The organism is Actinoplanes sp. NPDC019969 (genome assembly GCF_055562375.1).
This window is the reverse complement of the sequence record NZ_JBVHFK010000010.1, coordinates 187,452-213,283: the sequence shown is the minus strand read 5'-3', so window position 1 is coordinate 213,283 and position 25,832 is coordinate 187,452. Positions and strand designations below refer to the sequence as shown.

The 25,832-nt window shown below is 72.2% G+C and carries 23 protein-coding genes; 9 read left to right on the top strand and 14 right to left on the bottom strand.

Going from position 1 to position 25,832, the window contains the following annotated elements:
* Positions 1-100: 100 nt before the first annotated feature.
* From ACZ3II_RS28725 to pdxR, 3 genes are all read right to left on the bottom strand, one after another.
* Entirely contained in the window at positions 101-1,414 is a 1,314-nt protein-coding gene (locus ACZ3II_RS28725) for an outer membrane protein assembly factor BamB family protein (protein WP_465520996.1), read from the bottom strand.
* A 119-nt stretch (positions 1,415-1,533) separates the two neighbouring features.
* The gene (locus tag ACZ3II_RS28720; protein WP_465520994.1) at positions 1,534-2,751 is read right to left on the bottom strand and encodes a pectate lyase; all 1,218 of its coding nucleotides are present in this window, start codon (positions 2,749-2,751) and stop codon (positions 1,534-1,536) included.
* A 108-nt stretch (positions 2,752-2,859) separates the two neighbouring features.
* Complete coding sequence (gene pdxR / locus ACZ3II_RS28715) at positions 2,860-4,260, bottom strand: MocR-like pyridoxine biosynthesis transcription factor PdxR (protein ID WP_465520992.1); 1,401 nt, start codon at positions 4,258-4,260, stop codon at positions 2,860-2,862.
* A 94-nt stretch (positions 4,261-4,354) separates the two neighbouring features.
* On the opposite strand from pdxR, the gene ACZ3II_RS28710 reads away from it, so the two are divergent.
* The 4 genes from ACZ3II_RS28710 to ACZ3II_RS28695 all read left to right on the top strand — a co-directional run bounded on the left by ACZ3II_RS28710 (position 4,355) and on the right by ACZ3II_RS28695 (position 8,082).
* Positions 4,355-4,660: a putative quinol monooxygenase gene (locus tag ACZ3II_RS28710; RefSeq protein WP_465520990.1), complete on the top strand. Its 306-nt coding sequence runs from the start codon at positions 4,355-4,357 to the stop codon at positions 4,658-4,660.
* Positions 4,661-4,944: 284 nt separating this feature from the next.
* Positions 4,945-5,280, top strand: a complete 336-nt coding sequence (locus ACZ3II_RS28705) for a hypothetical protein (protein ID WP_465520988.1) — start codon at positions 4,945-4,947, stop codon at positions 5,278-5,280.
* Positions 5,277-5,972 (top strand): nucleotidyl transferase AbiEii/AbiGii toxin family protein, encoded by a 696-nt coding sequence (locus ACZ3II_RS28700; protein ID WP_465520986.1) that lies wholly within the window; start codon positions 5,277-5,279, stop codon positions 5,970-5,972. The genes ACZ3II_RS28705 and ACZ3II_RS28700 overlap by 4 nt, the downstream gene beginning before the upstream one ends.
* Positions 5,973-6,891: 919 nt before the next feature.
* A complete protein-coding gene (locus tag ACZ3II_RS28695) occupies positions 6,892-8,082 on the top strand; it encodes a response regulator (RefSeq protein ID WP_465520984.1) in 1,191 nt (396 codons plus the stop codon).
* Between the two features lie 42 nt (positions 8,083-8,124).
* Here ACZ3II_RS28695 and ACZ3II_RS28690 read toward each other — a convergent pair whose 3' ends face one another.
* Positions 8,125-8,559 carry a hypothetical protein gene (locus tag ACZ3II_RS28690; protein WP_465520982.1) on the bottom strand — a complete coding sequence of 145 codons (435 nt, stop codon included), beginning with the start codon at positions 8,557-8,559 and terminating at the stop codon, positions 8,125-8,127.
* Positions 8,556-9,458 carry a helix-turn-helix transcriptional regulator gene (locus ACZ3II_RS28685; RefSeq protein ID WP_465520980.1) on the bottom strand — a complete coding sequence of 301 codons (903 nt, stop codon included), beginning with the start codon at positions 9,456-9,458 and terminating at the stop codon, positions 8,556-8,558. The genes ACZ3II_RS28690 and ACZ3II_RS28685 overlap by 4 nt, the downstream gene beginning before the upstream one ends.
* Before the next feature lie 133 nt (positions 9,459-9,591).
* On the opposite strand from ACZ3II_RS28685, the gene ACZ3II_RS28680 reads away from it, so the two are divergent.
* On the top strand, positions 9,592-10,659 hold the full coding sequence (locus ACZ3II_RS28680) for an MFS transporter (protein WP_465520978.1): 1,068 nt from the start codon (positions 9,592-9,594) through the stop codon (positions 10,657-10,659).
* Between the two features lie 140 nt (positions 10,660-10,799).
* On the opposite strand, the gene ACZ3II_RS28675 is transcribed toward ACZ3II_RS28680, so the two are convergent.
* Positions 10,800-11,279, bottom strand: coding sequence for an MFS transporter (locus tag ACZ3II_RS28675; RefSeq protein ID WP_465520976.1), 480 nt, complete (start codon positions 11,277-11,279; stop codon positions 10,800-10,802).
* On the opposite strand from ACZ3II_RS28675, the gene ACZ3II_RS28670 reads away from it, so the two are divergent.
* From ACZ3II_RS28670 to ACZ3II_RS28655, 4 genes are read left to right on the top strand one after another with little or no spacing between them, the layout of a single operon-like run.
* Positions 11,268-11,363 carry an ABC transporter ATP-binding protein C-terminal domain-containing protein gene (locus tag ACZ3II_RS28670; RefSeq protein ID WP_465520974.1) on the top strand — a complete coding sequence of 32 codons (96 nt, stop codon included), beginning with the start codon at positions 11,268-11,270 and terminating at the stop codon, positions 11,361-11,363. The genes ACZ3II_RS28675 and ACZ3II_RS28670 overlap by 12 nt on opposite strands.
* Positions 11,360-12,073, top strand: coding sequence for an ABC transporter ATP-binding protein (locus ACZ3II_RS28665; protein ID WP_465520972.1), 714 nt, complete (start codon positions 11,360-11,362; stop codon positions 12,071-12,073). The genes ACZ3II_RS28670 and ACZ3II_RS28665 overlap by 4 nt, the downstream gene beginning before the upstream one ends.
* A gap of 1 nt (position 12,074) precedes the next feature.
* Positions 12,075-12,941: a branched-chain amino acid ABC transporter permease gene (locus ACZ3II_RS28660; RefSeq protein ID WP_465520970.1), complete on the top strand. Its 867-nt coding sequence runs from the start codon at positions 12,075-12,077 to the stop codon at positions 12,939-12,941.
* Positions 12,938-13,939 carry a branched-chain amino acid ABC transporter permease gene (locus ACZ3II_RS28655; protein ID WP_465520968.1) on the top strand — a complete coding sequence of 334 codons (1,002 nt, stop codon included), beginning with the start codon at positions 12,938-12,940 and terminating at the stop codon, positions 13,937-13,939. Before ACZ3II_RS28660 ends, ACZ3II_RS28655 begins: the two co-directional genes overlap by 4 nt.
* On the opposite strand, the gene pabB is transcribed toward ACZ3II_RS28655, so the two are convergent.
* From pabB to ACZ3II_RS28615, 8 genes are all read right to left on the bottom strand, one after another.
* A complete protein-coding gene (gene pabB, locus ACZ3II_RS28650) occupies positions 13,887-15,269 on the bottom strand; it encodes an aminodeoxychorismate synthase component I (RefSeq protein ID WP_465520966.1) in 1,383 nt (460 codons plus the stop codon). The genes ACZ3II_RS28655 and pabB overlap by 53 nt on opposite strands.
* Positions 15,257-15,856, bottom strand: a complete 600-nt coding sequence (locus ACZ3II_RS28645; protein ID WP_465520964.1) for an anthranilate synthase component II — start codon at positions 15,854-15,856, stop codon at positions 15,257-15,259. Before ACZ3II_RS28645 ends, pabB begins: the two co-directional genes overlap by 13 nt.
* Positions 15,857-15,867: 11 nt before the next feature.
* A complete protein-coding gene (locus ACZ3II_RS28640) occupies positions 15,868-19,758 on the bottom strand; it encodes an amino acid adenylation domain-containing protein (protein ID WP_465520962.1) in 3,891 nt (1,296 codons plus the stop codon).
* Between the two features lie 118 nt (positions 19,759-19,876).
* Positions 19,877-21,298 carry a protein kinase family protein gene (locus ACZ3II_RS28635; protein ID WP_465520960.1) on the bottom strand — a complete coding sequence of 474 codons (1,422 nt, stop codon included), beginning with the start codon at positions 21,296-21,298 and terminating at the stop codon, positions 19,877-19,879.
* Positions 21,299-21,331: 33 nt separating this feature from the next.
* Positions 21,332-22,789, bottom strand: a complete 1,458-nt coding sequence (locus tag ACZ3II_RS28630) for a protein phosphatase 2C domain-containing protein (RefSeq protein WP_465520958.1) — start codon at positions 22,787-22,789, stop codon at positions 21,332-21,334.
* Between the two features lie 13 nt (positions 22,790-22,802).
* On the bottom strand, positions 22,803-23,552 hold the full coding sequence (locus tag ACZ3II_RS28625) for a vWA domain-containing protein (protein WP_465520956.1): 750 nt from the start codon (positions 23,550-23,552) through the stop codon (positions 22,803-22,805).
* A 33-nt stretch (positions 23,553-23,585) separates the two neighbouring features.
* Positions 23,586-25,370: a hypothetical protein gene (locus ACZ3II_RS28620; protein WP_465520954.1), complete on the bottom strand. Its 1,785-nt coding sequence runs from the start codon at positions 25,368-25,370 to the stop codon at positions 23,586-23,588.
* Positions 25,363-25,716: a hypothetical protein gene (locus tag ACZ3II_RS28615; RefSeq protein WP_465520952.1), complete on the bottom strand. Its 354-nt coding sequence runs from the start codon at positions 25,714-25,716 to the stop codon at positions 25,363-25,365. Before ACZ3II_RS28615 ends, ACZ3II_RS28620 begins: the two co-directional genes overlap by 8 nt.
* Positions 25,717-25,832 lie beyond the last annotated feature (116 nt).

The following is a 25,832-nucleotide window of genomic DNA, read 5'->3' as shown; positions in this document are numbered from 1 at the left end:
CCCTACCTTCGACCCCCTACGAAAGGAGGAGATCCCTTTACCGCCGGGTTTCGCCATTTCTTATTCGTACGGGATATCGCTCTTGTTCACCGACGGCCGGTCAGAAGGTCAGCAGGTGCAGGTGCAGGTTGCCCGGGCCGGCGCCGGCACTCGTCATCACCGTCACCCAGCCGTCGCCGATGCCGGTCAGCCGGCCGCCGCGGCGGGCCAGCAGGCGGCCGGTCCGGGCGTCGAGAACCAGCACGTACGGCCGATCGCCGGTGGCGCCCATCACCGCGACCAGGTCGCCCGCGACCACCGCGTCCCGGCCGGCCGGTGAGCCGGACGGGCCGGGATCCGGCGCCGTCCAGAGACGCCTGCCGTCGGTGAGGTCGAGCAGTCGCACCCGGCCGGACTCGCCGTTGTCGCGGACCAGCAGGGTCCGGTCGTCACCGGCGACGGGCACGCCGGGCTCCGCCGCCCGCCAGCGGACCGTGCCGGTGCCGAGATCGACGAGCGTGGTGCGGCCGTTCCGGTCGACGGCGGCGGCCGTGCTGCCGCTCCCGAACATGACGGTGCCCGTGAAGGCGCCGCTGAGCCGCCGACGGCACTCGTTGTCGCGGCCGCGGCCGCTGTGGAGCTCGCCCTTCCAGGCCGGTCTCCCGGCCCGGGCGTCGACCGCGTCGATCATCACCGGGCAGTCGCCGGCGCCACCCGGTGGGTTCTGGTCGGTGGTGACGAGGGTGCCGCCGGCGGCGAGCACGTACCAGCCGTGATGGTCGGCCCGGCCGGGCAGCAGCTCGCCGGTGGCGGTGTCCAGCAGCGCGCCCTGCCGCTTCTCCCCCGCCGACGTGGTGACCGGCAGAAACGCCGAGGCGGGCGGGGCCAGGGGCCGCCTGCCGCCGATGACGTCGTCCTGCAGGCTCAGGTCCGGGGCCTTGATCGTCCAGGCCGTGCTGCCGTCGGCGATCCGGCGTTTGGTGACGGCACAGTCGCCGGCGGTGCGGTGCCGGTCCGGGCACGAGTCCAGGTAGAGCGCGTCGTCCCGGGCGATCATCCGCACCGTCCGCGGCTCGGACCAGACGACCCGGCCGGTGCCCGGGTCGACCACGTCGACGTGCCCGTCCACGCCGCCCTGCACGGCCACCATGCCACCGGCCACCGTGAACGTCGTGTCGTGGTCGGGATAGGGCAGCGACCACCGCGGGCTGCCGTCGGCGCTGTTCATCCCGATCAGCCGTTCCCGGTCCAGCGCGACCACCGTGTCGCCGATCAGGTGCGCGTCGCTGATGCCGGGCGCGGTCCGCACCGTCCACGCGATCGTGCCGCCGTCCCCGTCGAGGCGGGCCGGCCCCGGCCCGCCGGCGCTGACGGCGATCAGAACACCGAACGCGAGGAGTGCCCCCACCGCCGCTCCGGCCCGACTGCCCGCCATGCCACGTCCCCCCCGTCACCGCGCGACGCGGAGTCCGCCACCCTATCGCCCCCGGTCAATGACCGGGCCCGCGACGGGCGGCGGGCGCCCACCCTTCGGTGAGCGCCCGCCGGGACGGCCTACTTGTAGGTGATGTCGCTCTTGTTGACCTTGCAGTTGCTGTTGTTCCAGCCCTCGCCGAGGTAGCTGGGCTCACTGCCCTTGGCGACACCCTTGTACTGGCCGCAGACCGTGGCGCTGGAGCTGCTGGTCAGGGTGACCCGGGTGATGGTGGCGGTGTCGCCCCAGTTGGTGTTGATGCCGGCGACCATGTCGATGTCGTTCAGCAGCACGTTGTCGATCTTCACGTGGCGCTGGTACGACGAGGAGCAGTTGCCGCAGGCGCGGTACAGCTTGCCCGAGCCGCTGAGGTAGAAGCCGGAGATGCTGACCGTGCCGTTGCCGTTGTGCTGGAACGTCTTGTCGCTGCCCTTCCGGGCGCCGCCACCGATGACGTAGCTCGTACCGCCGCCGGTGCCCTTGAAGGTCGCGGCGTCCTCGCCGATGTCGTTCCACCACACGTTCTTGATGGTGCAGGTGCCCTCGCAGTGCACGCCGTCACCGGCGGGCGAGCCGATGATGACGTTCTGCAGGGTCCCGCCGTTGGCGATCTTGAACATCGGGTCCTGGGACTCGCTCTGCGAGCCGTCGCCGATGCAGCAGTACGTCTTCATGCCGCCGTCGAAGACGCCGGACACGTTGACCGTGCCGGAGATCGACACGTTGCCCGCCGAGGACGGCCACTGGCCGGTCGGCGTACCGGTGCCGGGGTTCGGGTTGCCGGTCGGGCTGGTCGTCGGGCTCGCGGTGGGGCTGGTGGTCGGGGTGGTTCCACCGGAGCCGTACGTCTCGAACTCGGCGATCCGCGGCGCGCCCGACGCGGCGGTGATCTCGAAGGTGATCTTCTTCAGCGAGGCCGAGCCGAAGGAGATCGTGCTCGGGCTGCCGCTGCCGCTGGCCAGGACACCGCCGGAGTCGGCGTTGAGCAGCCGCCACGAGCTGATCGAGCCGCCGCCGGAGGCCTGCTTGATGACAGCCGAGGAGACCGTCGTCGCGCTGCCCCATTTGACCGACACGTACCCGGTGGCGCTGTTCGGCGCCCAGTAGGTGCCGGTGTTGCCGTCCTTGACGTTGCCGTAGCTGGTGCCACTGGCCTTGCTGGAGCCGTCCGCGCCGGCGTTGAGGCTCAGGTTGTCGGCGGCCATGGCCTGCGCCGTCGGCAGGGCGATCATGATCGCGGCGCCCGCGATCGCGGTGGCGCCGCCGGCTAGCCACCGGAGGGCGACTGGTCGTCTCATTCCTGTCTCGCCTTCATCTGGGGATTTGGTCACGCCTTCAAGCGGGGGGAAAGCGCTTTCCTGCGGACGATAGGCGCTGATCGATGTGAACACAAGGCGTCGCCCGATTTACGGCCTGTCGCGGATCGCCGTCGCCATCCGGCCGGCGGCCCACCCGGCCCGGGAGACCGGCAGGCGGCCGAAACCGAGGACGAGCGCCGGCGGCCGTGGGCGGATCGTGTAACGCGACAACGGGATCGCGGTGACGCCCAGGCCGGCGAGCCGGCTCACCACGGCGTGCTCGTCGGCGTCCGGGGGCAGCGGCAGGGTCAGGTGCAGGCCGGCGGCCATGCCCGGCGGCGCTGCCAGATCATGGTCCCGCAGGGCGCTCAGCAGCGCGTCCCGGCGCAGCCGGTACGCCTTGCGCATCCGGCGCAGGTGCCGGTCGTACGCGCCGGTCTCCACGAAGTGGGCGAAGGCCAGCTGCTCCGGGATGCCGGGACCGGCGCCGGACGACTCCACGGCGGCGAGCAGCGGACCGCGCAGCGCGGGCGGCGGCACCAGCCAGCCGAGCCGGAGCCCCGGATGCAGCGTCTTGCTGGCGGATCCCAGGTAGACCACACGGTCACGGCCGAGGCCGGCCAGCGCGCCGACCGGGCGGCCGTCGTAGCGGAACTCGGCGTCGTAGTCGTCCTCGACGACGGTGGCCGAGACCCGGGACGCCCAGTCCAGCAGGACGCGGCGGCGTTCCGGCGACAGCAGCGCGCCGCTGGGGAACTGGTGTGCCGGGGCACAGATCACCGCGCCGACATCGACTCGGCGGAGCGCCCGGACGTCGATGCCGTGCTCGTCCACCGCGACCGGTTCGGGACGCAACCCGGCCGCGGCCGCCACCTCGCGCAGGCGGAACCAGCCGGGGTCCTCGACCGCGACGCCGCCCCTGCCGCCGGCCAGGACCCGGGCCACCGCCGCCATGCCGTGGGAGGTGCCACAGGTGATGATCACGTCGTCGCCGTCGACCGGGATGCCCCGGGCCCGGCGCAGGTAGGCGGCGACGGTCTGCCGCAGCCGCGGCGATCCGGCCGGGGGCGGGAAGACCGGCGGCGACCAGGCCGGATCGGTCAGCACGTGGTGCAGGGAACGCAACCAGGCCGCGGCGGGGAACCCGTTGACGTCGGGGGCGCCGGGCCGCAGGTCGACATGCGATGCGGGCGGTTCGGGGTCCGCGGTTGCGACGGGCGACGGCACGGTACGGGCGGCGGGGTACGCGGCGACCCGGGTCCCGGACCCCTGGCGGGTCGCCAGATGCCCCTCGGCGGCCAGTTGGGCGTACGCCTCGTTGACCACCCAGCGGGAGCAGCCGAGTTCGCTGGCCAGGACCCGGCTCGACGGCAGCAGGTGACCGGGTTCGAGCCGGCCCTGCGCGATGCCCGCGCGGATGGCGCCGGTGAGCCGCTCGTGCATCGGCCGCCCGTCGCCGGGCAGCTCGAGGAGCAGGGCGGTGACGCGATTGGTCCGGTCGACAGGCACGCAAGTGGACTGTACGCCCGTGCCGGTGCGCCCTAACGTCGGTGTCCGACAGCCCGGCGCTCATGACCGGGCACCGAACGGAAGATCCACACCGATGCCAGAGAACCTGACCGTCCTCGCCCACCTCCGCGCCAAGCCGGGCCGGGAGGCGGCGCTGCGGGAGGCCCTGACCGCCCTCGTCCCGCCGACCCTCCGCTCGCCGGGCTGTCTCGCCTACGACCTGCACGTGGCGGCGGACGACGCGGGGTCGTTCCACTTCTACGAGGTGTGGAGCGGGCCGGAGGAGCACGCCGCCAATCTGGAGCGCCCGCACCTGCGCGGTTTCCTCGCCCGGACAGACGAACTGCTGGACGGCGACATCCAGGTCAGCCTGCTCCACCGCCTCGCGCCGGCGTCCTGAACCGTCCGGCCCGGCGGCGGTCCGGGCCACCCTCACCACCCCGGACCGTCCGGACCGCCCGGACCTCCCTCACCACCCGCGCCTACCCGGCCGCCCCAACCACCCCCGGTTCTCCCTTTCGCCACCCGGGACCCGCCCGGACCGCTCACCACGGCGGACCGCCCTCACCTCCTCGACCGGCCGGTGCGCTCTCACCACCCCGGCCGCACTCGCTACCCCCGGAAGTGGCCGGCGGGCGCATCGTGGCTGTTCCGGGGACGTGGCGACCGCGTACGCTGGGTGACATGAGTACCGGGACTTTGGCGGCGGAACGGCGGAGCCGGCCGGGCCGGCGCGCGTTGGTGGCCGCCGACCTGCGCACGCTGCGCGGCCCGGTGACCGGGGTGGTGGATCTGCCGCACCGGCTGGTGTGGGCGCCGTCGCCGGCGGGCCGGTTCGACCTCGACGACCCGTACGACCGCAAGCGTCTTTATGAGATCGTCCTGCGTGAGGCCGTCCAGTCCGGGGAGCTGCGCACCTGGCTCAACGGAACTCTGCTGGCCGATCTGTGGCCGGAGCTGTACCTTCCCCGGGGTGTCCGGCAGGCGTGGGAGGCCGTGCATCCCGGGCTCGCCGCTTGACCGGCCCGATCGACGCGTTCCACCTGCAGGTCGCCCGGATCGCGTTGTCGGTCGCGGACCGGTTCGGGTTCGCGCTGGGCGGCGGTCTCGCGCTGATCCTGCACGGGATCGTGTCGCGCCCCACCGAGGACGTCGACGTGTTCGGCGACGAGGACTGCAGCGTGCTCGCCGCCACGGACGCGGTGGTGACGGCGCTGCGCGCGGCCGGGATCAGCGTGGAGCGGGTCGACGCCAGCTCGGAGATCATCGACGGGCTGGATTACGTGATGTCGGAGCTGGTCGCGTACCGTCCGGAGCCGGGCGCCGGCGCCGTCCGGCTGAGTCTCGGCCACCTGTCCCGCACACAGGAGCCGGTGCTGCTGGACATCGGCCGGGTGATGGCCCTCGGCGACCTGATCGCCTGGAAGGTCGCCGCCCTGGTCAACCGGGCCGAGGTGCGGGACTTCGTCGACGTCGCGGCGTTCCTGCCGGGCCGGTCCCCCGCCGTGCTGCTGGACCTGGCCCGGACGGTCGATCCGGGCCTGTTCGACGAGGACGTCGCCGCCGCCGGCAGACGCCTCGACGAGACCCCGGACCGTGCGTTCACCGCCTACGGTCTCGACGCCGCCGAGGTGGCCCGGCTGCGGGCCCGGTTCCGCGACTGGCCCCGACACGATGATCGACATGGATCCGAGGCCGCTGACCCCGCGTGAACGCGCCGTTCTCGACGCCCTGGTGGTCTCCGTGGCGGGTCTGCGTCCGCAGGCCGCCGAGGTTCGGGTGGTCAACGCGTGCGGATGCGGCTGCCCGTCCATCGATTTCGAGCACGGCTACGGCGAGGGCATGACGGTCCGCGTGGACGCCGTCGTCCGGGATTCCCACGCCGGCCGTCCTCTATTCGATCAAGGACCCGGAGCGCGGCGAACTGCTCGGCGGCATCGAGTGGGACAGCGTCGAGGACACCGGCCCCGCTGAGTTCCCCTCCCCCGACCTCCTCGACATCAAGCCCCGGCTGAGTTGACTCGCCGCACCCTCGGCAACCCGCCCTGGCATTCCCACCTTCCGCGCCCTCTCGTCAACCGGCCGAGGACCGTTCGGCTGTTATCACCTTCCGCGATCAATACCGGTCGCAACGCGTGCCGGGCATGACCGGGAAGACCGCTCCGTACCTCAGCGGCACTGCCGCGAATGTCACCACGACGGCCCTTTGATCGGCCCACGCGATGATTCGGCCAGGTGAAGCCGATGGCGAGCAGACGGAGTACCCAGCCGAGCCTCTCCCCTTCGTGATCATGCCGCCCTCATGCACGTGGCGCACCGCGACGACGTGAGAACAGTCCACCGCCATGATCAACTCCTTCCTCCGGCATCCGTGATCGGTCGCGGCCAGTTGCTCACCAGCCCGCCGGCGATCGTTCGCACTGGCAGTCCTGTGCGCTGGGCCTCGACATGATCGTCGCCGCCTCCTCTCGGTCGTTGGCCGGCCCGCTCCCGGAACGCCGCAGCGAACGGGACCCGCCGGCTGTCGCCCACCGGGCCCACCGCGGTCCGAGCCAACTGACGGGCCCCTTCGGTCGCGCCTCGGCAGCAAGATCGCTCAACTGGTCGCCCGGCCGGGCGATAGGGCGCGACATGCGGATCGAGCTGTACCAGGCGGAGGTCGTCGACAGCGGGAAACCCCTCGTGATGGCCGTCGACGACGAGGAACAGGTGCTGGAAGCGGTGCGCCTGCAACTGGGGCGTGACTACCGGCTGCTGACCGCCACCAGCGGCGCCCAGGCGCTGACGCTGCTCGCGGAGCACGGGCCGGCGGCCGCGGTGATCAGTGACATGCGGATGCCCGGGATGAACGGCATCGAACTGCTGCACCGGGTCCGGATGGAGCATCCGGCGGCCACCAGGATCCTGCACACCGGGTACGGCGACGTGGCCACCGCGGTCGCCGCGATCAACTCCGGTGGCGTCTACCGATACCTGGTGAAACCGGCGGACACCGAGACGTTGCGGGCGGCGATCCGGGATTCGGTCCGGCAGAACGCCGAGGCCGTCGAGGATCTGCAACGCCTGGACCGGACGTTGCGCACCAGCGTGCGGGCGCTGTTCGGGGTGCTGGAGCTGTCGAACCCGACGGCTTACCAGCGGGCCGGGCGGATCAGCGCCCTGGTCGGCAGACTGTGTCACCTGCTGGAACTCGGCGGGCTGTGGGAGATCGAGGCGGCGGCGATGGCGTCGCAGCTCGGCGCGGTGGCCGTGCCCGGCGACGTGCTGTCCCGGCTGGACCAGGGTCTGCCGCTGAGCCCGGCCGAGCAGGCCTCCGTCGACGACATGCCGGCGATCGGGGTGCGGCTGCTCGGCGACATCCCGGAGATGCGGGACGTGCTGCAGATCCTGCGGGGTCTCGGCGACGGCCCGCCCGCGACGGACGACCGGCCGGCGCACGTCCGGGACGGCATCGCGGTGATCCGCACGGCGATCGGCTTCGAGACCCTGCAGAGCCGCGGCATCGGTGCCGCCGAGGCGATCCGCGCCCTCGAGGAGCGCGCCGGTCATGCCCCGCACGTCCTCGCCGCGCTGCGCCGGCTCATGGGCGTGCGTGCGGCGTCGGACACGATCCGCAGCGTCCGGGTGGTCGAACTCGAGGTCGGCATGCGCCTGCTGGAAGACGTGGTGGCCGTCAACGGCCTCGTGCTGATCGGCCGCGAAACCGTCGTCACCGAGCTGATGCTGGACCGTCTGATCACCTTCTCCCGCGCCATCGAACTGGTCGAGTCGGTGCTCGCCGCCGTCCCCGACCGCCGGGTCGCCCTCAGATCCGGTCGCTGACCTCACCGTCGCCCGTCCTCTCATCCAACACGCCGTCGCCTGCTACACCGTCCTCTCGCCGGGCACCTCCCCCATTGGCTTCCCGCCGGGCACCTCCCCCATTGGCTTCCCGCCGGGCACCTCCTGCGCCGGCTTCTCACCGGCCAGGAGAGCGAAGAACATCAGCAGGGCGCCGACGAGCGCGTTCACCCCGATGACGAACCCGCGCTCCCCTCCGGCAGGCGCCAGCACGAAGCCGGCACCGACGGTGACGACCGCCGCCAGGAACATGCCGGCGCGAGCCGCCCGCTGCGGGCCACCCAGCAGGATGACCAGGGCGCCGGACGCGCCCGCGGCTCCGGCGATGAGCATCGGCACGCCCATCACTCGCGCGGCGGAGGCCAGCGAGGTGACGCCGAGCAACGCCATCAGCCCGAAAGCGACGACCGCGGCGGCATGCAGGACCGCGCTGAGGCCGGAGGGGCGGCGCGCGCTCACGGCCGCGCCTTCACCGTCGCGCCGTGGGCGCTCACATCACCGGTCTCCCGCCGGGCGGCGTGGCCGAGACCGGATCGCAGCAGGTGAAGGGCGGCCTCATCGGCCGATCCGGGCTTCGGCGTATACGTCAACAGCCGGTGTCCGTCGTCCTCCGGCAGGTGCAGGACCTCGCAGTCGAGTTCCAGATCGCCGAGGACCGGATGGTGCAGATATTTGGTGCCGGTCCCGCAGACGTGGATCGGGTGCTCGGCCCAGAACGCCGCGAACTCGGGGCTCTTCACGGTCAGTTCACCGACCAGCGCTGTCAGGGCCGGATCGTCGGCACAGCGGCCCACGGTCACCCGCAGCGACGCCACCGCCCGGCCGGCCTCCTCGTCCCAACGCCGATACAGCTCCCGGGTGTGCGGGTCCAGGAACAGCATCCGCGTCACGTTGGGCCGGTCCGCCGGCCGGGCCGGCGCCGCACTGTCGTAGTGCCCCGCGAACAGCAGGTGGCCGAGCTCGTTCCATGCCAGGACCTCGCTGTGCCGCCCCAGCACGATCGCCGGCACGTCCCGCATCGTTGCGATCAGCCGCTCGACACCTGGTCGCGCCCTTTCCGGCCGGGGCGCGCGGCCTCGCTTCGCCGGCCGTGGCCGGGCCAGCTCGTGCAGATATGCCCGCTCGTCATCGGTCAGGGCGAGCGCCCGGGCGATGGCCTCGATCACCGCCTCGGAGGCGTTGGTGCTCTGCCCCTGCTCCAGCCGGGTGTAGTAGATCGGGCTGACCCCGGCCAGCTGGGCCAGCTCCTCGCGCCGCAGGCCCGGGACCCGGCGCGTCCCATACGAGATCAATCCGATGTCCTCGGGCCGTAACCGGGCCCGCCGGGTCCGGAGGAAGTCCGCCAGCTCGTTCCGCATGGCCCCATCCTGCCCGGCATTCGCCGGTGTCGCCTGTCCCTGTTGGTACCACCATCAGCGGGTACCAGTATCGGCCGCTACCAGCCTGAACAGGGATCTGGTCACGCCCGGCGCGGCGCGCCAGGGTCGTGGCATGACCACCACACATCCGCCGCGGACCGCGATTCCCGGCCGGGAACGCCTCGTCCTCGCGGTGCTGCTGACCACCTCGTTCCCGGAAGGCCCACGGCGCGACCGCGCGCTCGGCCTCAACGGAGCCCTGATGGCCGCCGGTTTCACCACCGGGGCGATCCTCGGCGGGGTCCTCACCGACCTGCTGAGCTGGCGGTGGGCGTTCTTCGTCAACGTCGGCGTCGCGGTCGCGGTGCTGGCCGTCGCCCCGGTGGTGTTCGTCGAGAGCCGGCCCGGCCGTCGTCCCCGGCTGGACGTGGCCGGCGCGGCCACGGTCACCGCCGGGCTTCTGGTGGTGGTCTTCGGCTTCACCAGCGCCGGCGAGCACACCTGGGCCGACCTCCGCGCCTGGGGCGCCCTTCTGGCCGGCGCCGTGCTGCTGGCGATGTTCCTGGCGATCGAGAGCCGGGTCGCCGAGCCGCTGGTGCCGGTGCGGATCCTGCGCCGGCGCACCGTCGCCTGGGGCAATCTCGCCGGTGTCCTCGCGTTCGCGACCGAGACCTCGCTCGTCTTCGTGCTGACCCTCTACCTGCAGGAGGTGCTCGGCTTCACACCGCTCGCCGCTGGCCTGTCGTTCGCGGTCCTCGGGCTCGGCACCCTCCTCGGTGGCGTGCTCGGCCCACGGGTGATCGCCCGGCTCGGCGACCCGGCCTGGGCGCTGGCGCTCGGGCTGACCGTCCAGGCGACGTCGCTCCTGCTGTTCCTCGGCGACTCCCGGGAGGGGCTGGTGCTGCTGTTGATCGCCACGTTCGCCGGTGGCGTCGCCAACCTGGTCGCCATCGTCGGGTTCATGGTCACCGCCACCTCGGGACTGCCCGACCGGGAGCAGGGGCTCGCCTCCGGGCTGGCGATGATGAGCCAGCAGATCGGCATCGCTCTCGGCATCCCGGTCATATCGGCGGTGATCGGAGCTTCGGCGGGTGATGCGGGCACATTGCGCGCCGCGATCGCCGTCAACGCCACGCTGTGCCTGGTCACCGCGATCATCGTGGCGTTCAGCCTGATCCGGCGCGGGCCCGGCCGGCGGTGACGGCGGGGATGGCGGCCCTGCTCGGGGCACCGAACGCGAGCCGGCTGCCGGGGAGCAGGCTGGACACCGCCGAGGGCATGGCCATCGGTGTTGCCGGCCGGCGCGGACCCCGCTGGAAGGGCGGCGCCCTCGGGGAACGGTCAGCGGTCGGCGGTGGTCACGGGGTCGGCCGTGTCGAGGGTTCGGTCGTGGTTCAGGGACGAGCCGGCGGTCTCGCGGGACAGCAGGACGGCGATCACGGTGAGGGCGGAGGCCACGGTCATGTAGATGGCTACGGCGGTGGTGTTCGGGGCGGAGACGTCGCCGAGCAGCTTCAAGGCGATGATCGGGGCGAGCGCGCCGGCCAGGATCGAAGCCAGCTGGTAGCCGACGGAGGCGCCGGTGTAGCGGACGGAGGTGCCGAACAGTTCGGAGAAGAAGGCGGCCTGCGGGGCGTACATCAGGGCGTGCAGGATCAGGCCGACCAGGACCGCGAGGATGATCTTCGGTTCGGAGCGGCTGCCGATCAGGGTGAAGAAGACGTAGGACCAGAGGGCGAGGCCGATGGCGCCGGTGAGGTACAGCGGGCGGCGGCCGACCCGGTCGGAGAGCGCGCCGACCGGGTCGCGGTGCTGCACCACGGCGCGCTGCGGGCCTGCGACACCCCGGCCGCGGTGATGGCCGACCCGTTCGTGCAGCAGGCATACCTCGGGGAGGCCCTGTGAGCACCCCGATCCTGCGGGTCGCCGACCTGTCGGTGCGGCTCGGCGGCTCGCACATCCTGCAGGGCGTCACGTTCGAGGTGGCGCCCACCGGGGTGACGGCGCTGCTCGGCCGCAACGGCGTCGGCAAGACCACCACGCTGCGGGCCGTCCTCGGCGAGGTCCCGGCCGAGGGAACCGTCGAGTTCGGTGGCCGCCCGGTGCTGGGGCGGCGCACCCACCGGCTGATCCGGGACGGCCTCGCCTACGTGCCGGAGGACCGGTGCGTGTTCGCCGGGCTGACCGTCGCGGAGAACCTGCGGCTGGCCGAACGCGTCCCGGACCCGGACTACGCCCTCGTCCACGACCTGTTCCCGGAGCTGAAGGCCCGTGCCGGGCAGCGGGCCGGCACCCTGTCCGGCGGGCAGCAGCAGATGGTCGCGGTGGCGCGGGTGCTGCTCAACCCGAACCGGCTGCTGCTCGTCGACGAACCCACCAAAGGGCTCGCCCCGGCGGTCGTGACAGCGGTCGCCGGTGTGCTGGCCCGGGTCGCGGAACGCGTACCCGTGCTGCTCGTCGAACAGAACCTCGCCGTCGTCCGCAAGCTCGCCGCGGACGCCATGGTGATCGAATCCGGTCGCGTCGCCTGGCAGGGCCGCGCCGCTGAACTGCTCGGTGACGCCGCCGCGACGACCTCGCTGCTCGGTGTCGGATCCACCGCCGGGAGGCGTTGACGTGTCCACCGTGGTCCTGCTGACCCTCACCGGGCTCGGCCTGGCGGCCCTCTACTTCCTGATCGCCTCCGGACTGTCCCTGGTGTTCGGGCTGGCCGGGGTGCTGAACTTCGCGCACGGCCTGTTCCTGTCCGTCGGCGCCTACGCCACCTGGTGGGCCGCCCCGCGCTGGGGCCTGCCCGTGGCGGTGCTGTTCGGGGTCGCCGCCGCGGCCGCCACCGGCGCGCTGGTCGAGGTCGCGCTGATCCGCCCGCTCTACACCCGGCACACCGAGCAGGTCCTCGTGACCGTCGGACTGTCGCTGGCCGGGGTGGCGTTGCTGCAGTCGGTGTGGGGCGCCGACGCCCGGGTGTTCCCCCGCCCGGCGTGGGCGGCCGAGGTGACCGGGGTGCTCGGCGCGCGGGTGCCCGACGACAGGTTCCTGCTGATCGGCGCGGCCGTGCTGGTGCTCCTGGCGCTGCTGGCGTTCCTGCGCTGGACCCGGTACGGCCTGATCATCCGGGCCGGCGTGGAGAACCGGGCCATGGTCAGCGCCCTCGGCATCGACGTCCGCAACGCGTTCACCCTGGTCTTCGCGATCGGCGGGGCGCTCGCCGGGCTGGCCGGGATCCTCGGCGGCATGTACTTCAGCGCGATCTCCCCCGGCCGGGGCGCCTCCCTGCTGATCTTCGCGTTCATCGTCGTGGTGATCGGCGGCCTCGGCTCGGTCGCCGGCTCCGCGGTCGCCGCCGTCGCGGCCGGCCTGCTCCAGCAGTTCGGAAACTATTACGGCGCGGCAGGTGCCGGCGACGTCGGCGTGGTCGCGCTGCTCGCCGTCGTCCTGCTGCTGCGCCCGGCCGGCATCGCCGGAAAGGTGGTGACCGCATGAGGCGTCTCATCGGACCGCTGTCCCTCCTGCTCGTCGCCGTGGCGCTGCCCTGCACGACACTGTCGATCCCGGGGGTGTTCGACGGGGCGCTGAACTCCCCCGGCACCCTGCAACTGCTCGCCGTGTGCCTGGTGTTCGGTGGGCTGGCGCTCGGGTACGACCTGCTGTTCGGGCGGGCCGGGCTGCTGTCGTTCGGGCACGCGCTCTACATCGCGGCCGGCGCGTACGGCGTCGACATCCTGGTCAGCCACTACGGATGGCCGCTGTGGAGCGCCGCACTGGCCACCGTCGCCGCGGCGGCGGGACTGGCGGCGTTGCTCGGGGCGGTCGCGCTGCGTACGTCAGGAATCGCCTTCTCCATGGTCACCCTGGCGTTCGCGCAGGTCGGCCACATCGTGGTGAACCGCGACCCCGGCGGCCTGACCGGCGGCGAGGAAGGCCTGCCGATGCGGACCGCCGGGCTGCCGGACGCCCTGGTCGGCGTCCTGAACACGGTCAACCTGTACTGGCTGGCCCTCGCGTTCCTGACGGTGGTGGTGCTGGTGGTGCACACCATCGACCGGGCGCCGCTCGGCCGCACCCTGATCGGGTTGCGCGACGACGAGCGGCGGATCGCGGTGCTGGGGCTGTCGCCGTACCGGCTCAAGCTCGTCGCTTTCGTCACCGCCGGGGCCCTGGCCGCGCTCGGCGGCGTCACGTACGCCCTGGTGGTGGGCGGGGTGTCGCCGCACGTCGCGTCGTCGGAGCTGACCCTGTCGCTGATCGTGATGGCGGTGCTCGGCGGCGCCGGCAGCAGATGGGGCGCGGTGCTCGGCGGGATCCTGTACGCCTACCTGGACCAGCGGCTGGCCCGGGTCGGCGGCGGGCTGCCGGGACCGTTCAGCGAGCCGCTGTTCGTGCTCGGCTCGCTGTTCATCCTGGCCGTCTACTTCCTGCCCGGCGGCCTCACCGGCCCGCGCGACCGGATGCGGCTGGTGCGGCACGCTCTGGCCCGCTGATCAGGCGGTTCCGCAGGGTCTGCCCCTTGTGCAGGGTCTCGTCGTACTCGGCGGCGGCGTCGGAGTCGTACACGATGCCGCCTCCGACCGAGAACACTGCCGTTCCGGCGGTGAACGTCGCCGTCCGGATCGCGATGGAGAGGTCCATCGTGCCGTCGAATCCGAGGTAGCCGATGCTGCCGGTGTAGACGTGCCGGCGGACCGGCTCCAGCTCGTCGATGATCTCCATGGCCCGGATCTTCGGGCAGCCGGTGATCGAGCCGCCGGGGAAGGTGGCCCGGAGCAGGTCGACGGCGTCCAGGCCCGGGCCGAGTTCCCCGGTCACCGTCGAGACGAGGTGGTGGACGTTGCGGTACGTCTCCAGGCGCTTGTGCTCGCGCACGCGCACCGAGCCGGGACGGCAGACCTTGCCGAGGTCGTTGCGGAGCAGGTCGACGATCATCGACAGCTCGGCGTCCTCCTTGGTGCTGTCGCGCAGCTCGGCGCGCAGGGCCTCGTCCTCGGCCGGGGTCGCGCCGCGGGGCCGGGTGCCCTTGATCGGGCGGGTCTCGACGGCGCCGGCGCGGAGTGCGAGGAACCGCTCCGGGGAGGTCGAGACGATCTGGTGGTCCCCGGCGTTGACGTAGGCGAAGAACGGCGCCGGGTTCTCGCCGAACATGGCGGCGAAGCAGTCGTACGGGTCGCCCGCGAACGGCGCCTGGAAGCGCTGCGACATGTTCACCTGGTAGACGTCGCCCTCGACGATGTACTTGCGGATCGTCTCGACCGCCGCCAGGTATTCGTCACGGGAGAACCCGGACACGCACTCCCCGGTCGCCGCCGGCTCCTGCGCGCGGGGCGCCGGCGGGGCGGCGAGGGCCTCCTTGAAGCGGGCCACGTGCCGGCTCACCGGCGTGCCGTCGCCCGCCACCCGCATCACCAGGAGGGTCGTCTCCGCGGAGACCCGGTCGTGGATCAGCAGGACGGTCGGCGCGACGAGGTACATCAGCGGCAGCCCGAGGTCGTCGGCGCTGGTGGCCGGCAGTTCTTCCAGACGATCCTTGAGGTCGTACGCGAGATAGCCGAGCAGCCCTCCGGCCAGCGGGAGCGACGGCACCGGCGGCAACGCACCGTCCCGGAGGACCTGCCGCAGTGCCGGAAACGGGTCGTCGTCACTGTCGGTCAGCGTGAGCCACGGGTGGACGCCGAGGATGTGGTAACGGGCGCAGTCGAGGGTGCCGCCGCTGAGCAGGGCGACGGTGCCGGGCAGGTGGGCGAAGCGGCGTACGACGTCGGCGAACGGCTCGGTCAGCTCGATCGGCTCGGTGTGCACCCCGGTCACGCTGCGCATCTCTCGGCTCCTTTCAGCGGGCCGGTGCTGAGGAAGTTCTCGATCATGGTGAAGCCGTGGTCGGTGAGGAAGCTCTCCGGGTGGAACTGAACGCCGGACAGCGGGTGCCGGACGTGCTGGACACCCATCGGCACGCCGTCGGCGGACCGGGCGTTGACCCGGAGTTCGGCGCTGATGCCGGTGGTGGCCAGGGAATGGTAGCGGGCCACCGTGACCGGCTCGGGCACGCCCGCGAACAGGCCGGTGCCGTCGTGGTGCACGGGGCTCGTCTTGCCGTGCATCGGCTGGGGCGCGTGGACCGTACGCCCGCCGAAGGCCTCGTTGATGCACTGCATGCCGAGGCACACGCCGAGGATCGGGACGGCGCCGTGCAGGCGGCGGATCAGCTCGGTGGAGATCCCGGCCTCGCGCGGGCTCTTCGGGCCGGGGCTCACCAGCACGTAGTCCGGCCGGTCGCGGGCGACGTCCTCGACGGTGAGAGCGTCGGCGCGGACCACGGAGATGTCCAGGTCGTAGTTCCGGAACATCTGGACCAGGTTGAAGGTGAACGAGTCGTAGTTGTCGATGACCAGGAGCGTGGGACGCATGTGGAAGATCCCTACAGGGTGGTGAAGCCGCCGTCGACCGGCAGGTAGGTGCCGGTCATGAAGCGGGACAGGTCGCTGGCCAGGAAGATCACCGCGCCGGCCATGTCCTCGGGCAGCCCGTTGCGGCGCATGGGGCTGCGGGAGGCGATCGACTCCTTGACGTGACCGGCCATCGGCATCGCGGCATCGGTGAGGGTGAGCCCGGGGGCGACGGTGTTCGCGCGTACGCCGTGCTGCCCTAGTTCGGTGGCGAGCGTCCGCACGAACGCGTCGACGGCGGCCTTGGCGGTGCTCTGCGCGAGGAACCCCTCGTTGCTGCGTTTGGACAGCGTGCTGGAGACCGCGATGATGCTGCCGCTGCGCCGCCGGATCATCTCCGGGGCGACCGCCTGGCACGGGTGGAAGACGGCTTTCAGCTCGTCGCTGACCTTCCGGTCGAGGTCGGCCCAGTCGTATTCGAGGAAGGGCCGGTGCCGGAAGTGCATGTGCGCGTTCGCCACCAGCACGTCGACGCGCTCGAACCGGTCGTGGACGGCGGCCACCATCGCGGCGACCTCGCCGGGGTCGGTCACGTCCGCGCCGAAGATCTCGGCGGTGCCGCCCGCGTTCGTGATCATCTCCTGGGCGCTGCGGGCCTGCGCCTCGCTGTCCCGGTAGTTGATGGCGACGGTGGCGCCCTGCTCGGCGAGCAGCAGCGCGGTGGCCAGGCCGATGCCCCGGCTGCCGCCGGTGACCAGCACGACCTTGTCGTGCAGGAGCCCGGCGCCGGCCGGCGGCTTCGGCCGCCGCGCCGCGGGAGAACGTTCGGTCTCGGTGTCCCGGTCGATGATCGCGGCGAGGTCGGCCAGGCGGGGCGCCGTGAACAGCTGCGACAGGGCGACCTCGACCCGGAACGTGTCCTTGATCCGGGCCAGCACCCGCATGGCGGCGAGGGAGTGCCCGCCGATCTCGAAGAAGTGCGCGCGGCGGCCGATCCGCGCGGCGGGCACGTTGACGACCACGCCCCAGATGCCGGCGAGGGCGCGTTCGGTGGCGGTGGCCGGGGGCTCGTACGCGTCGCTCTGCTGCAGTTCGCCCGAGGACGCGATCAGCGCGCGCCGGTCCAGTTTGCCGTTCGGCAGCTGCGGCATCGCGTCGAGCCGCACGAACGTGTCGGGGACCATGTACGCCGGCAGCCGCTCCCGCAGGAACGCGCGCGGGTCGGTCACCGGCCGGCCGGTGTGGAAGGCGGTCAGCCGGTCCCCGTGGCCCACGACCGCACGGGCGCCGATGCCCTCGATGTCGCCCATCACCTGCTCGACCTGCCGCACGTCGACGCGGAAGCCCCGCACCTTGACCTGGAAGTCGTGGCGGCCGATGTAGTCGAGGGCGCCGTCGGGCAGGCGCCGGACCACGTCCCCGGTGTTGTAGAGGCGGCTGCTCGGCGTCGTCCCGAACGGGTTCGGCAGGAACCGTTCGGCGGTCAGGTCGTCGCGGCCGTGGTAGCCGTCGGGCAGGCCCGCCGAGGCGACGTGCAGCTCCCCGGCGACACCGTCGGGCACCAGCCTGCCGTGCCGGTCGAGCACGTACACCCGGGTGTTCGCGATCGGGGCGCCGATCGGCACGAAGCCGGACCGCCCGTCGAAGCCCGCCGTGTCGAAGTAGGTGATGTCGTTGATCTCGGTGCAGCCGTAGTTGTTGAACAGCCGCGCCTCCGGGAACGACCGGCGGAACGCGAGGACCACGTCGCCGGGCAGCGGCTCACCGGCGGTGACGCACACCCGCAGCGCGGGCAGACCCCGGCCGGTGGCCTTCAGGTGCTCCATGACACCGGCCAGGTGCGACGGGAGGATGTTGAGGCGGCTGACGCGGTGCTCGGCCAGCGCGGCGGTGAAGGCGGCCACGTCCCGGACGGTGGCGTCGTCGACGATCACCTGCGGGCAGCCGTTGAGCAGGCCCGCGAACAGCTCCTTGATGCCGACCGCGAAGACGGACGTGGTCTTCTGCGCGACGACCTCGCCGTCCTGGAACGGCAGGTTCGCCTCCAGCGACGTGAGCCAGTTGCCGAGCTGGCGGTGCGGGATGCGGACGCCCTTGGGCCTGCCGGTGGAGCCGGACGTGTACATGACGTAGGCGAGCGCATCGGGGCGTACGGGCAGGGGTTCCGCCTCGCCGTCGCCGGCCTCGCCGAGTGGCTCGGTGTCGCTGACGACGATGCTCGGGCGCGCGTCGTCGAGGATCTGCCGGGCGTAGGCGGCGGGGTAGGCCGGGTCGATCGGCACGTACGCCGCCCCCGCCTGCCAGACGCCGAGCAGCGTCGCCAGGAGCTCGCCGCCACGGGGCAGGCACACCGCGACGAGATCCCCCGGCCCGGCGCCCCGGGCCGCGAGCGCGTGCGCCACCCGCCGGGCCCGCCGGTCGAGGTCGCGGTAGGTCCAGAAGCCCTGGGAGTCCCAGCAGGCCACCGCCTCCGGGGCGTGCGCCACCCGCTCGGCGAAGCGGTCGGTGAAGGACCGGGCCGGGACCTCGGTGACCGCGCCCTCGCCGCGCCGCAGCAGGGCCGCCACATCGGAGTCCCGCAGCAGCGGGATGTCGAGCACCGGGCGGCCGGCATCGGCGAACATGCCTTCGAGCACGTGCTGGTGGTGGGCGAGCAGGCGCTCGACGGCGGCCCGATCGTAGAGGTCGGCGGCGTACACCACCTCGGCCTCGAGTCCGTCCACACCGTCGGAGTACGACAGTTCGATCTCGCAGCGGGCGGCGGCGTGCTCCCGGTCGAGCAGGGCGAGGACCTCCTGGTCGGTCTCGCCCGGCCCCGGGAACGGCTCGAAGGTCACCCCGCCGGGCAGGGCGCCGCCGAGCGACGTACGCGGGAAGTTCTGTTGCCTCATCACGATCGGGACGAGGGGGTTCCCGCTGTCCCGGCGGGCCACCCCTGCCGTCTGCAGGATCCGCTCGAACGGCGCCGGGTGCTCGAACGCCTCCAGCACCCCGGCGCGCACGCTCTTGAGCAGGTCGGCGACGCTGCGCTGCTCGTCGATGCGCATCCGCAGCGGCAGAATGTTGACGAAGAACCCGATCAGCGGCTCGAACGCGACGTCCGGCCGGTCCGACGTGGTGGTGCCGATGCAGAGATCGTCCTTGTCGGCGTAACGGGCGGCCGTCACGCCCAGCGCCGCGAGCAGGCACATGAACACCGTGCTGTCGTGCTCGCGGGCGAACCGTTCCAGGTTCCGCGCGAACCCGGGCGGGTAGCGGTGCACGAAGCTACCGCTGCGAGAGCCGGACCCCGGCTGCCGCGGGTACGTCGCCGGCAGTTCCAGGCTGTCCTCGTAACCGTCCAGGGTCTGTTCCCAGAACTCGAGGTCGGCGGACATGTCGGTGGTTCGCTGCCGGCGTGCGAAGTCGGCGTACTGGACGGTCAGCGGTGGCGGCACGGACTGCTCGCCCCGCGCGGCCGCGGCGTAACCGCTCTGCAGCTCGGTCAGCAGGATCGCCTTGAGCGACCACGCGTCCGCGGCGATGTGGTGCACGTTGAGCAGCAGCAGGTGCTCGCCGCCGGGCAGGCGCAGCAGCCGCCCGACGAGGACCGGCCCCCGGGTCAGGTCGAAGCGGTGGTCGAGGAACTCGTCCAGGTGCGCGAGCAGCCCGTCCCGGTCGACGTCCTGGACCGGCAGGCGTACGGGCTGCGGCGGCGCGACGAACTGCCGCGGTTCCCCGTCCACCGTCTCGCCGTACGAGGTGCGCAGGATCTCGTGCCGGGCGACGACGGCGCTGACACTGCGCTCCAGGGCCGCGACGTCGAGGTCGCCGCGGACCCGCAGCAGGAGGGGCAGGTTGTAGCCGGTGTCCTCCGGGCTGCGCCGGTGGTGGACCCAGAGCCGCTCCTGATACCAGGACAGCGAACTGCCTTCGACAGCCATGCCTGCTCCCGCGTAGTCGATTACTTACGCGGTTAAGCTAGTAACGTTCACTGATCGATGGTGTCCCCTAACCGACTACAGAGACATTACCCACATCCCAAGTTAACCGTTTCAGTGATCACGGTTTCCACAGCCAGGAGAGCGGCCCGTTCCGGCACGTCCACGCGTGTCCCCGCTCCTTCCCGCCGTCGGTGACCACCGACCGGGAGCACTCCGGGCAGCGCCGCGTCGCCGGCCGGCCGGCGACGATCGGGGTGAACGACACGTCGTCGTAGCGGGGCAGCGGCCGCGGCGTGCCCGTGCCGGCCTCCGGGGCCTGATAGCCGCGCAGGAAACCCCACACCTCCTCCGGCGGGACCACCTGCGGGGACGGCTTGGCCCACTGCGACTCCACGTACTGCGCGAGGAGCCGCTTGGCCGGGGTCTGCGACGGGTGGTGGGAACAGGTGGCGGCGTGGCTGAGCGGCGAGCGGAACGCGATCAGGCGGCCGCACTCCGGGCAGAGCGACGTGTCCAACAGGCTCGTCTGCAGATGCGGGAGCTTCTGCCGGTACCGGGCCGGGCCGGCCGGTGGCGGCAGGAACGTCGTCACCCCGACCGGGCTGGTGACGGCCTGCGCCGTGGAGACCGCGGCCACCGCGTCGCGCCATTCCCGGAGGGTCGGGCACGCCTGCAGGCTCGGGCTGCGCCAGGCCCGGGCGAACATCTGCTCCAGCCGGGCCGAGTACCTGCCGACGGCACGGCGCACCAGGTCGTACTTGGGGCCCTGCCGCCCGAGCTCGCCGACGGCGAAGACGCTGTAGTCCTCGACCGCCGCCCGGACCTTCGGATCGGACCAGGCCAGCATCTCGGTGAGCAGGATCGCCCCGGCGAAACGGTCGCCGTACGGGTTCCGGCAGCCCTTGCCCCTGTTGTGCGGATGGCCGTACCCCGCGGTGCCGTCCGGTGGGTAGGGCATGTCCACGGCGAGCGTCGGGTGGTACATGTCCTCGACGTCGATGAGCTCGATCCGCGGGTCGGTGACCCGGCCCTGGATGATCACGTTGCTGCTGGAGATGTCCGCGTGCACCAGCTGGAGCCTCTCCAGCCCGGCCAGCACCTCCGCGGTCCGCCGGGCCAGGGTCAGGCAGGTCGCGGCGTCGAGCGGTTGTGTCCGGTCGATCACCTCGGCCCAGGCCTGACCGTCGATCCAGGGCATCACCACGGAGAAGGCCAGACCGGTGTGGCCCATGCCGGCCGCCGTCCGCGGGTCGATCACCTCGCGTTCCAGCACCCGCAGGCCGGGCACGTCCTTCCACTGCATCAGGGCGGTCGCCTGGATGATGTTCTCGAACAGGGCGAACCTCTCGTTGAACACCTTCATCGCGACGGTCCGGTTGTTGTAGGTGGCCTTGTAGACCTTGGCCTTGCCGCCGATCAGGGCGTACGCCATGGTGCCGAGCTTGCCCCCCTCGGTGGCGACCAGCTGGAGCCGGCCGCCGGGCAGCTTGAACTGCTGCTTCAGCATGCTGTCCCCGTTGAACTCCCGGAACGTGTTCATGGTGCCCCCATACGTGCTCGCGGCGCATCCGTGTCAGGGGATCCGCACGTCGATGCGCTCACTCCAGTCATCCGCGTTCCGGCGTTCGTCGGCGCGGATGGAGATCAGATAGTGGGCGGGCGCCAGCCGTAACGTGGTGCGGCGCCCCAGGACCCGGAACTGGCGCACCGGCTCCCTGCTCCGCAGATCCTCGACCCGCAGGACGTACGCGTCCCCGCCCGGCCCGCCCTCCCATTCGAGGTAGACCTGCCCGGGCCGTTTCTCGACCCCGGTCCACCGGACGATCGGGCTCCTTCGCACCGGAGGGGGCGGCGCCGCCCGGCCCAGCTGGAGCACCTCGCTCCACTCCCCGTCGTGGCCGTCCACCCGGCACCGCACCCGCGCCCACGGCCGGGAGCCCATCGCCGGCGCCGTGAACGTGGTCCGGGTGACCCGGTAGGCGATCGGGTCGGCGAAGTCCCGGTCCTCGTCGACCTCGACGGTGTACTCACCGGCGCCGGGCACCGGATCCCAGCGCAGCGGGCCACCCTCCCGGTACGGCAGCCACTCCGGCGGGCCCGGTGCGGCACCCGCCGGCTCGCCGTCGTGCGCCGCCGGAGCCGGCGGCGCCGAGACCGGGCGGGCCGGCGGCTGGCCGGCCTTGGCCACCCCGGTCGGCACGGCCCGCGGCTCGCCCCGCACCGGCGGGACCGCGTCGGCGCGTACCGCGATGTCGACGAGCGCGATGTCGTCGCTGTCGGCCCGCCCGGCCAGCGCGGCGAGCCGGACGTCCAGTTCGTCGTCCGGCAGCCGCACCACGGCGGCGAGCTCCGGGAGCAGGCCGTCGGTGCAGGCGATGATCCGCCGTACCCGCTGGACCTGCCCGACCCAGACGTGCAGCTCGCCGCGGACGCCCCGGTCGGTCGACCAGCGTTCGGTGGTGCTGCCGGACAGCCGCAGCTCGCCGCTCTCGGTGAAGACGCGCAGGTGGCAGTCGCCGAGCCAGGCCAGTCCCACCCGGGCCGACCGTTCCGGGCCGGTGTCCATCCGCCCGCACACGAACATCGCCTCGCTGCCGTACTCCCGCTGCTCGGCCAGCACCGACTGCAGGATGCCGGGCACGTCGTCCGGGATCGGATAGCGCCGGACGTCCTGGCGGACCGCCTCGGACAGGTCGTGCAACCCGGCCGCCAGCCGGGCCTCCAGCCGGCGTTCGTCCGGCACGGCGGACAGCCTGGTCAGCGACTCGGCCAGGTACGAGGCCAGCAGTTGCGCGGCGAGCTCCCCACGGAACGAGGAGCCGACACCGTCGGTCACCGCGAAGCTGAGACCGGTCGGCGCGCCCTGGATGACCAGGTAGTCCTGGCTGGGTTCGGCGTGCCCGGCGCTGTCGGCGGACCGGTCCAGCAGGAACCGGACGACGTGCGGCCCGGCGGAGACCCGGGACAGGGACTGCCGGCGGCGCGCGTCCGGCGCGATGCGGGCGAGCTGGGGATCGTCGCGTGACCTCATCGGCGGGCGTCCGCTAGGCGACCGGCGTCATGCCGGACATCATGAAGGCGGCCTCGATCATCTCCGGGGTGTCCCCGGGGAACAGCATCCGGGCGGCGGGATCCACCGCGTAGCCGCGGTCGGTGAACAGCCGCAGATAGCTGGCCGGGACCGGGGAGGACATGTCGAACAGCATCTTGGCGGTGTGGCTGGCGAGCTGCGCGGTGGAGGTGACCCCGGTCCAGCGGCGCGGGTCGGCGACCGGCGGGTCGAGGGCGCTCGCGTCGAAGAAGATGTTCTCCACCAGCACCGCGCCGTCCGGGAAGGTCATCTCCTGGATGCGCCGGGCCACCGGCGCCGGGTCCGCGGTGTTGTACTGGCCGTCGGTGAGGTGGCAGACCAGCGGCGCCGGGCAGTTCCGCAGATTCGCGCGCTCCCGGATGAGCAACTGCTCGGCCTGCTCGAACGCGGCGGCGGTGTCCGTCTGACCGCTCGGTTTCATCTGCGGGACCCCGATCTCCAGCAGCTCGGTGATCGGCCGCGGGCCGCCCAGCAGATCCCGTACCTCGTTGTTGTAGGCGTAGATCGCCACCCGGTAGCGCGGTGACGGCGTGGCGCCCTTGGTCGAGCGGCGGACCATCTCGCGGACCACCGTCATCAGCGCGTCGGTGACCAGATCGATCTTGCGTCGACCCTGCAGCCGGTCGCCCATGGACGAACTCATGTCCAGCAGGTAGACGATGAGCGCGGGTGTCTTCTTGGTCGCCATCGTCTCGTACGGCATGGTCGGAACCTCCTCGGTGTGGTGGTGGTCGGCTCAGTCGAATTCGTCCAGGGGAACGGGCACGCCGGTGGCGAGCTCGAGATGCCGGACCAGCCGCCAGACGTGGTCCAGGACCTCCCACGCCGACGGCGGGGTCAGCTTGAGCATGACCACGTCCTCGTCCTGCAGCGCGACGGCGGCCTCTCTCAGCCAGGCCTCGGCCCGCTTCTGCCAGTCCGGCGGGCGGGCCAGATCCTCGGCCAGCACCCGGTAGTGCCATTCGCCCTCCTCGACGAGCCGGATGATGGTGTTCAGCTCGACGTCGGCGATCTCGGCGGTGACCTTCACCCGTCGCAGCGCCGTACGGAACCGGGTCAGGTCGACCGGCTGACGTGGATTCACGATCATCTTGATCCGCTGAGGAGAGAGGGGATGCAGCCGCGCGGGCACCGCCGGCATGGTCGGCGCCTCGGCCGGTTTCGCCGGCGGCTGGACCACCTTGATCCGCCTGGTGGCCTCCGCGTCGATGATCTCGCCACGCTCGTCGCACCCCCGGGCATGGACCGTCAGCCGACGGCCGCGCGTGCCATACGTGCGCTGGAAGCCGATCCGGTGCTCGGCGCCCGGCGCCAAGTCGAACGGCTCGGCGAGCACGTGCCCCTCCCCGTCGGTCAGCGTGACCTCGCGGATCCGGGTGCCGGCCGGGTTGGTGACGGCGCAGGTCCAGGCGACCGTGCCGTGCGGCGGGATCTTCGACGGCGACGGTGTGATCGAGACCCGGAGCTGTCCGGGCGGGGACTGCGGAGCGGGCGCCGGGGACCGCGGCGCGACGACGGCGACGGTGGCGTCGCCCTGGGCGTGCCCTTCCAGCGCGGTCATCGCGGCACGGGCCACCATCCTGCTGTCGTCGCCGGCGGCCAGTTGCTGGAGCTGGTGGCAGGCCAGGGCCACCAGGTCGGCGTCCCGGTCGTCGAGCAGCTTCGCCAGCTGTTCCGCGGCTATCTTGCGGGCCTGCGCCGACTCGCTGGCCAGCAGGGCGCCGATGATCTCGGGGAGCCGGGGCGTCGCGTACGCCGGATTGGCGAACAGCAGCTCCGTGGCGACGCTGCCCAGCGGCTGCCGTGGTGAGTGGATCTCCGGGAGGACCGCCAGGTCACGGAACTTGTCGACGAGGACGTGCCGGAGCCGTTCGGCCACCTCCTCGAGGCTGAGGTACCGGCCCCGGCCGGAGATGCCGGAGGTGAGCACGTGCATCAGGCATTCGCAGAACATGGTGTGCGGGCGCCCGATCGGGCTGATCGCCGGCTCGTCCTTGGACGACGCGACGAGCAGCGCGATGCCGTGGCGCAGCAGGTGCCCCTCGGCGAGCCGGCCCAGGCCGTCGGACTGGAACTCGCGGACCGCCTCGCCGGCGAAGCAGCAGTCCAGGATGATGTAGGCGCGCCGGTCGCCGAAGTGGTCCGCGACGATGCCGGACAGCGTCTCCGGCCGCAGGCCGGTCATCTCCTCACCGGGGCGCCGGGTGGTGCGCAGCGCCAGGAAGTAGTCGTGCGAGCGGTTGCGCAGGAAGCCGCCGTGCCCGACGTAGTAGACGATCAGGTCGGTCGCCTCGGGATGCCGGCTGAGCAGATCCCGCAGGTGGTCGGCCTGGTCGGCGACCGGTGCCTCGGAGTCGAACAGCGAGTCCACGGTGTACCGGCCGGGGCCCTTGCACTCCTTCTCGAAGTACTGCTGGAGCAGCCGGGCCGAGTTCTCGAACGCCGGGTTGTCCTCGAGCGGAAGCCCTGGGAACCGGCTCGCCCCCAGGATCACCACCAGGAATTCCCGTGGCTCAGGCACCGATGTGGCTCCGCAACGCCTCGGCGGTCCGCGCGACGTCGATGTTGGCGGCCCCGGACCCGGTGGCCACCACCCTCCCGTCGGCAGTCTCGATCACCACCTTGTCGCCGCGTTTGGAGAGGTAGCTGTAGATCGCCTTGGACAGGATGATCACCGCTTCGGTGCCGAGCACCAGCACCAGCGTCGCGCCGAAATCCTGGGTGTCGGCCCGGTCCTTGGCCACCTCGGCGCTGATGGAGTCCCGGGCGGATCGCCGGATCAGGTCCTGCAGCTCGGTGGCCGCACGGTTGGCCTCCGCCACGGACAGATCCTCGAACCGGATCGTGAAGGTGCCTGTGGGCTTCATCGCCTCGTCCTCACCTGGCTTGTCCCCATGGCTGTGAGGGGACACCGTCCAGGGTGTGACCCCGCCGGGCCGGGGTCAATCAGGATTGCGACATGCGGCAACAGGGGCGCCCGGCG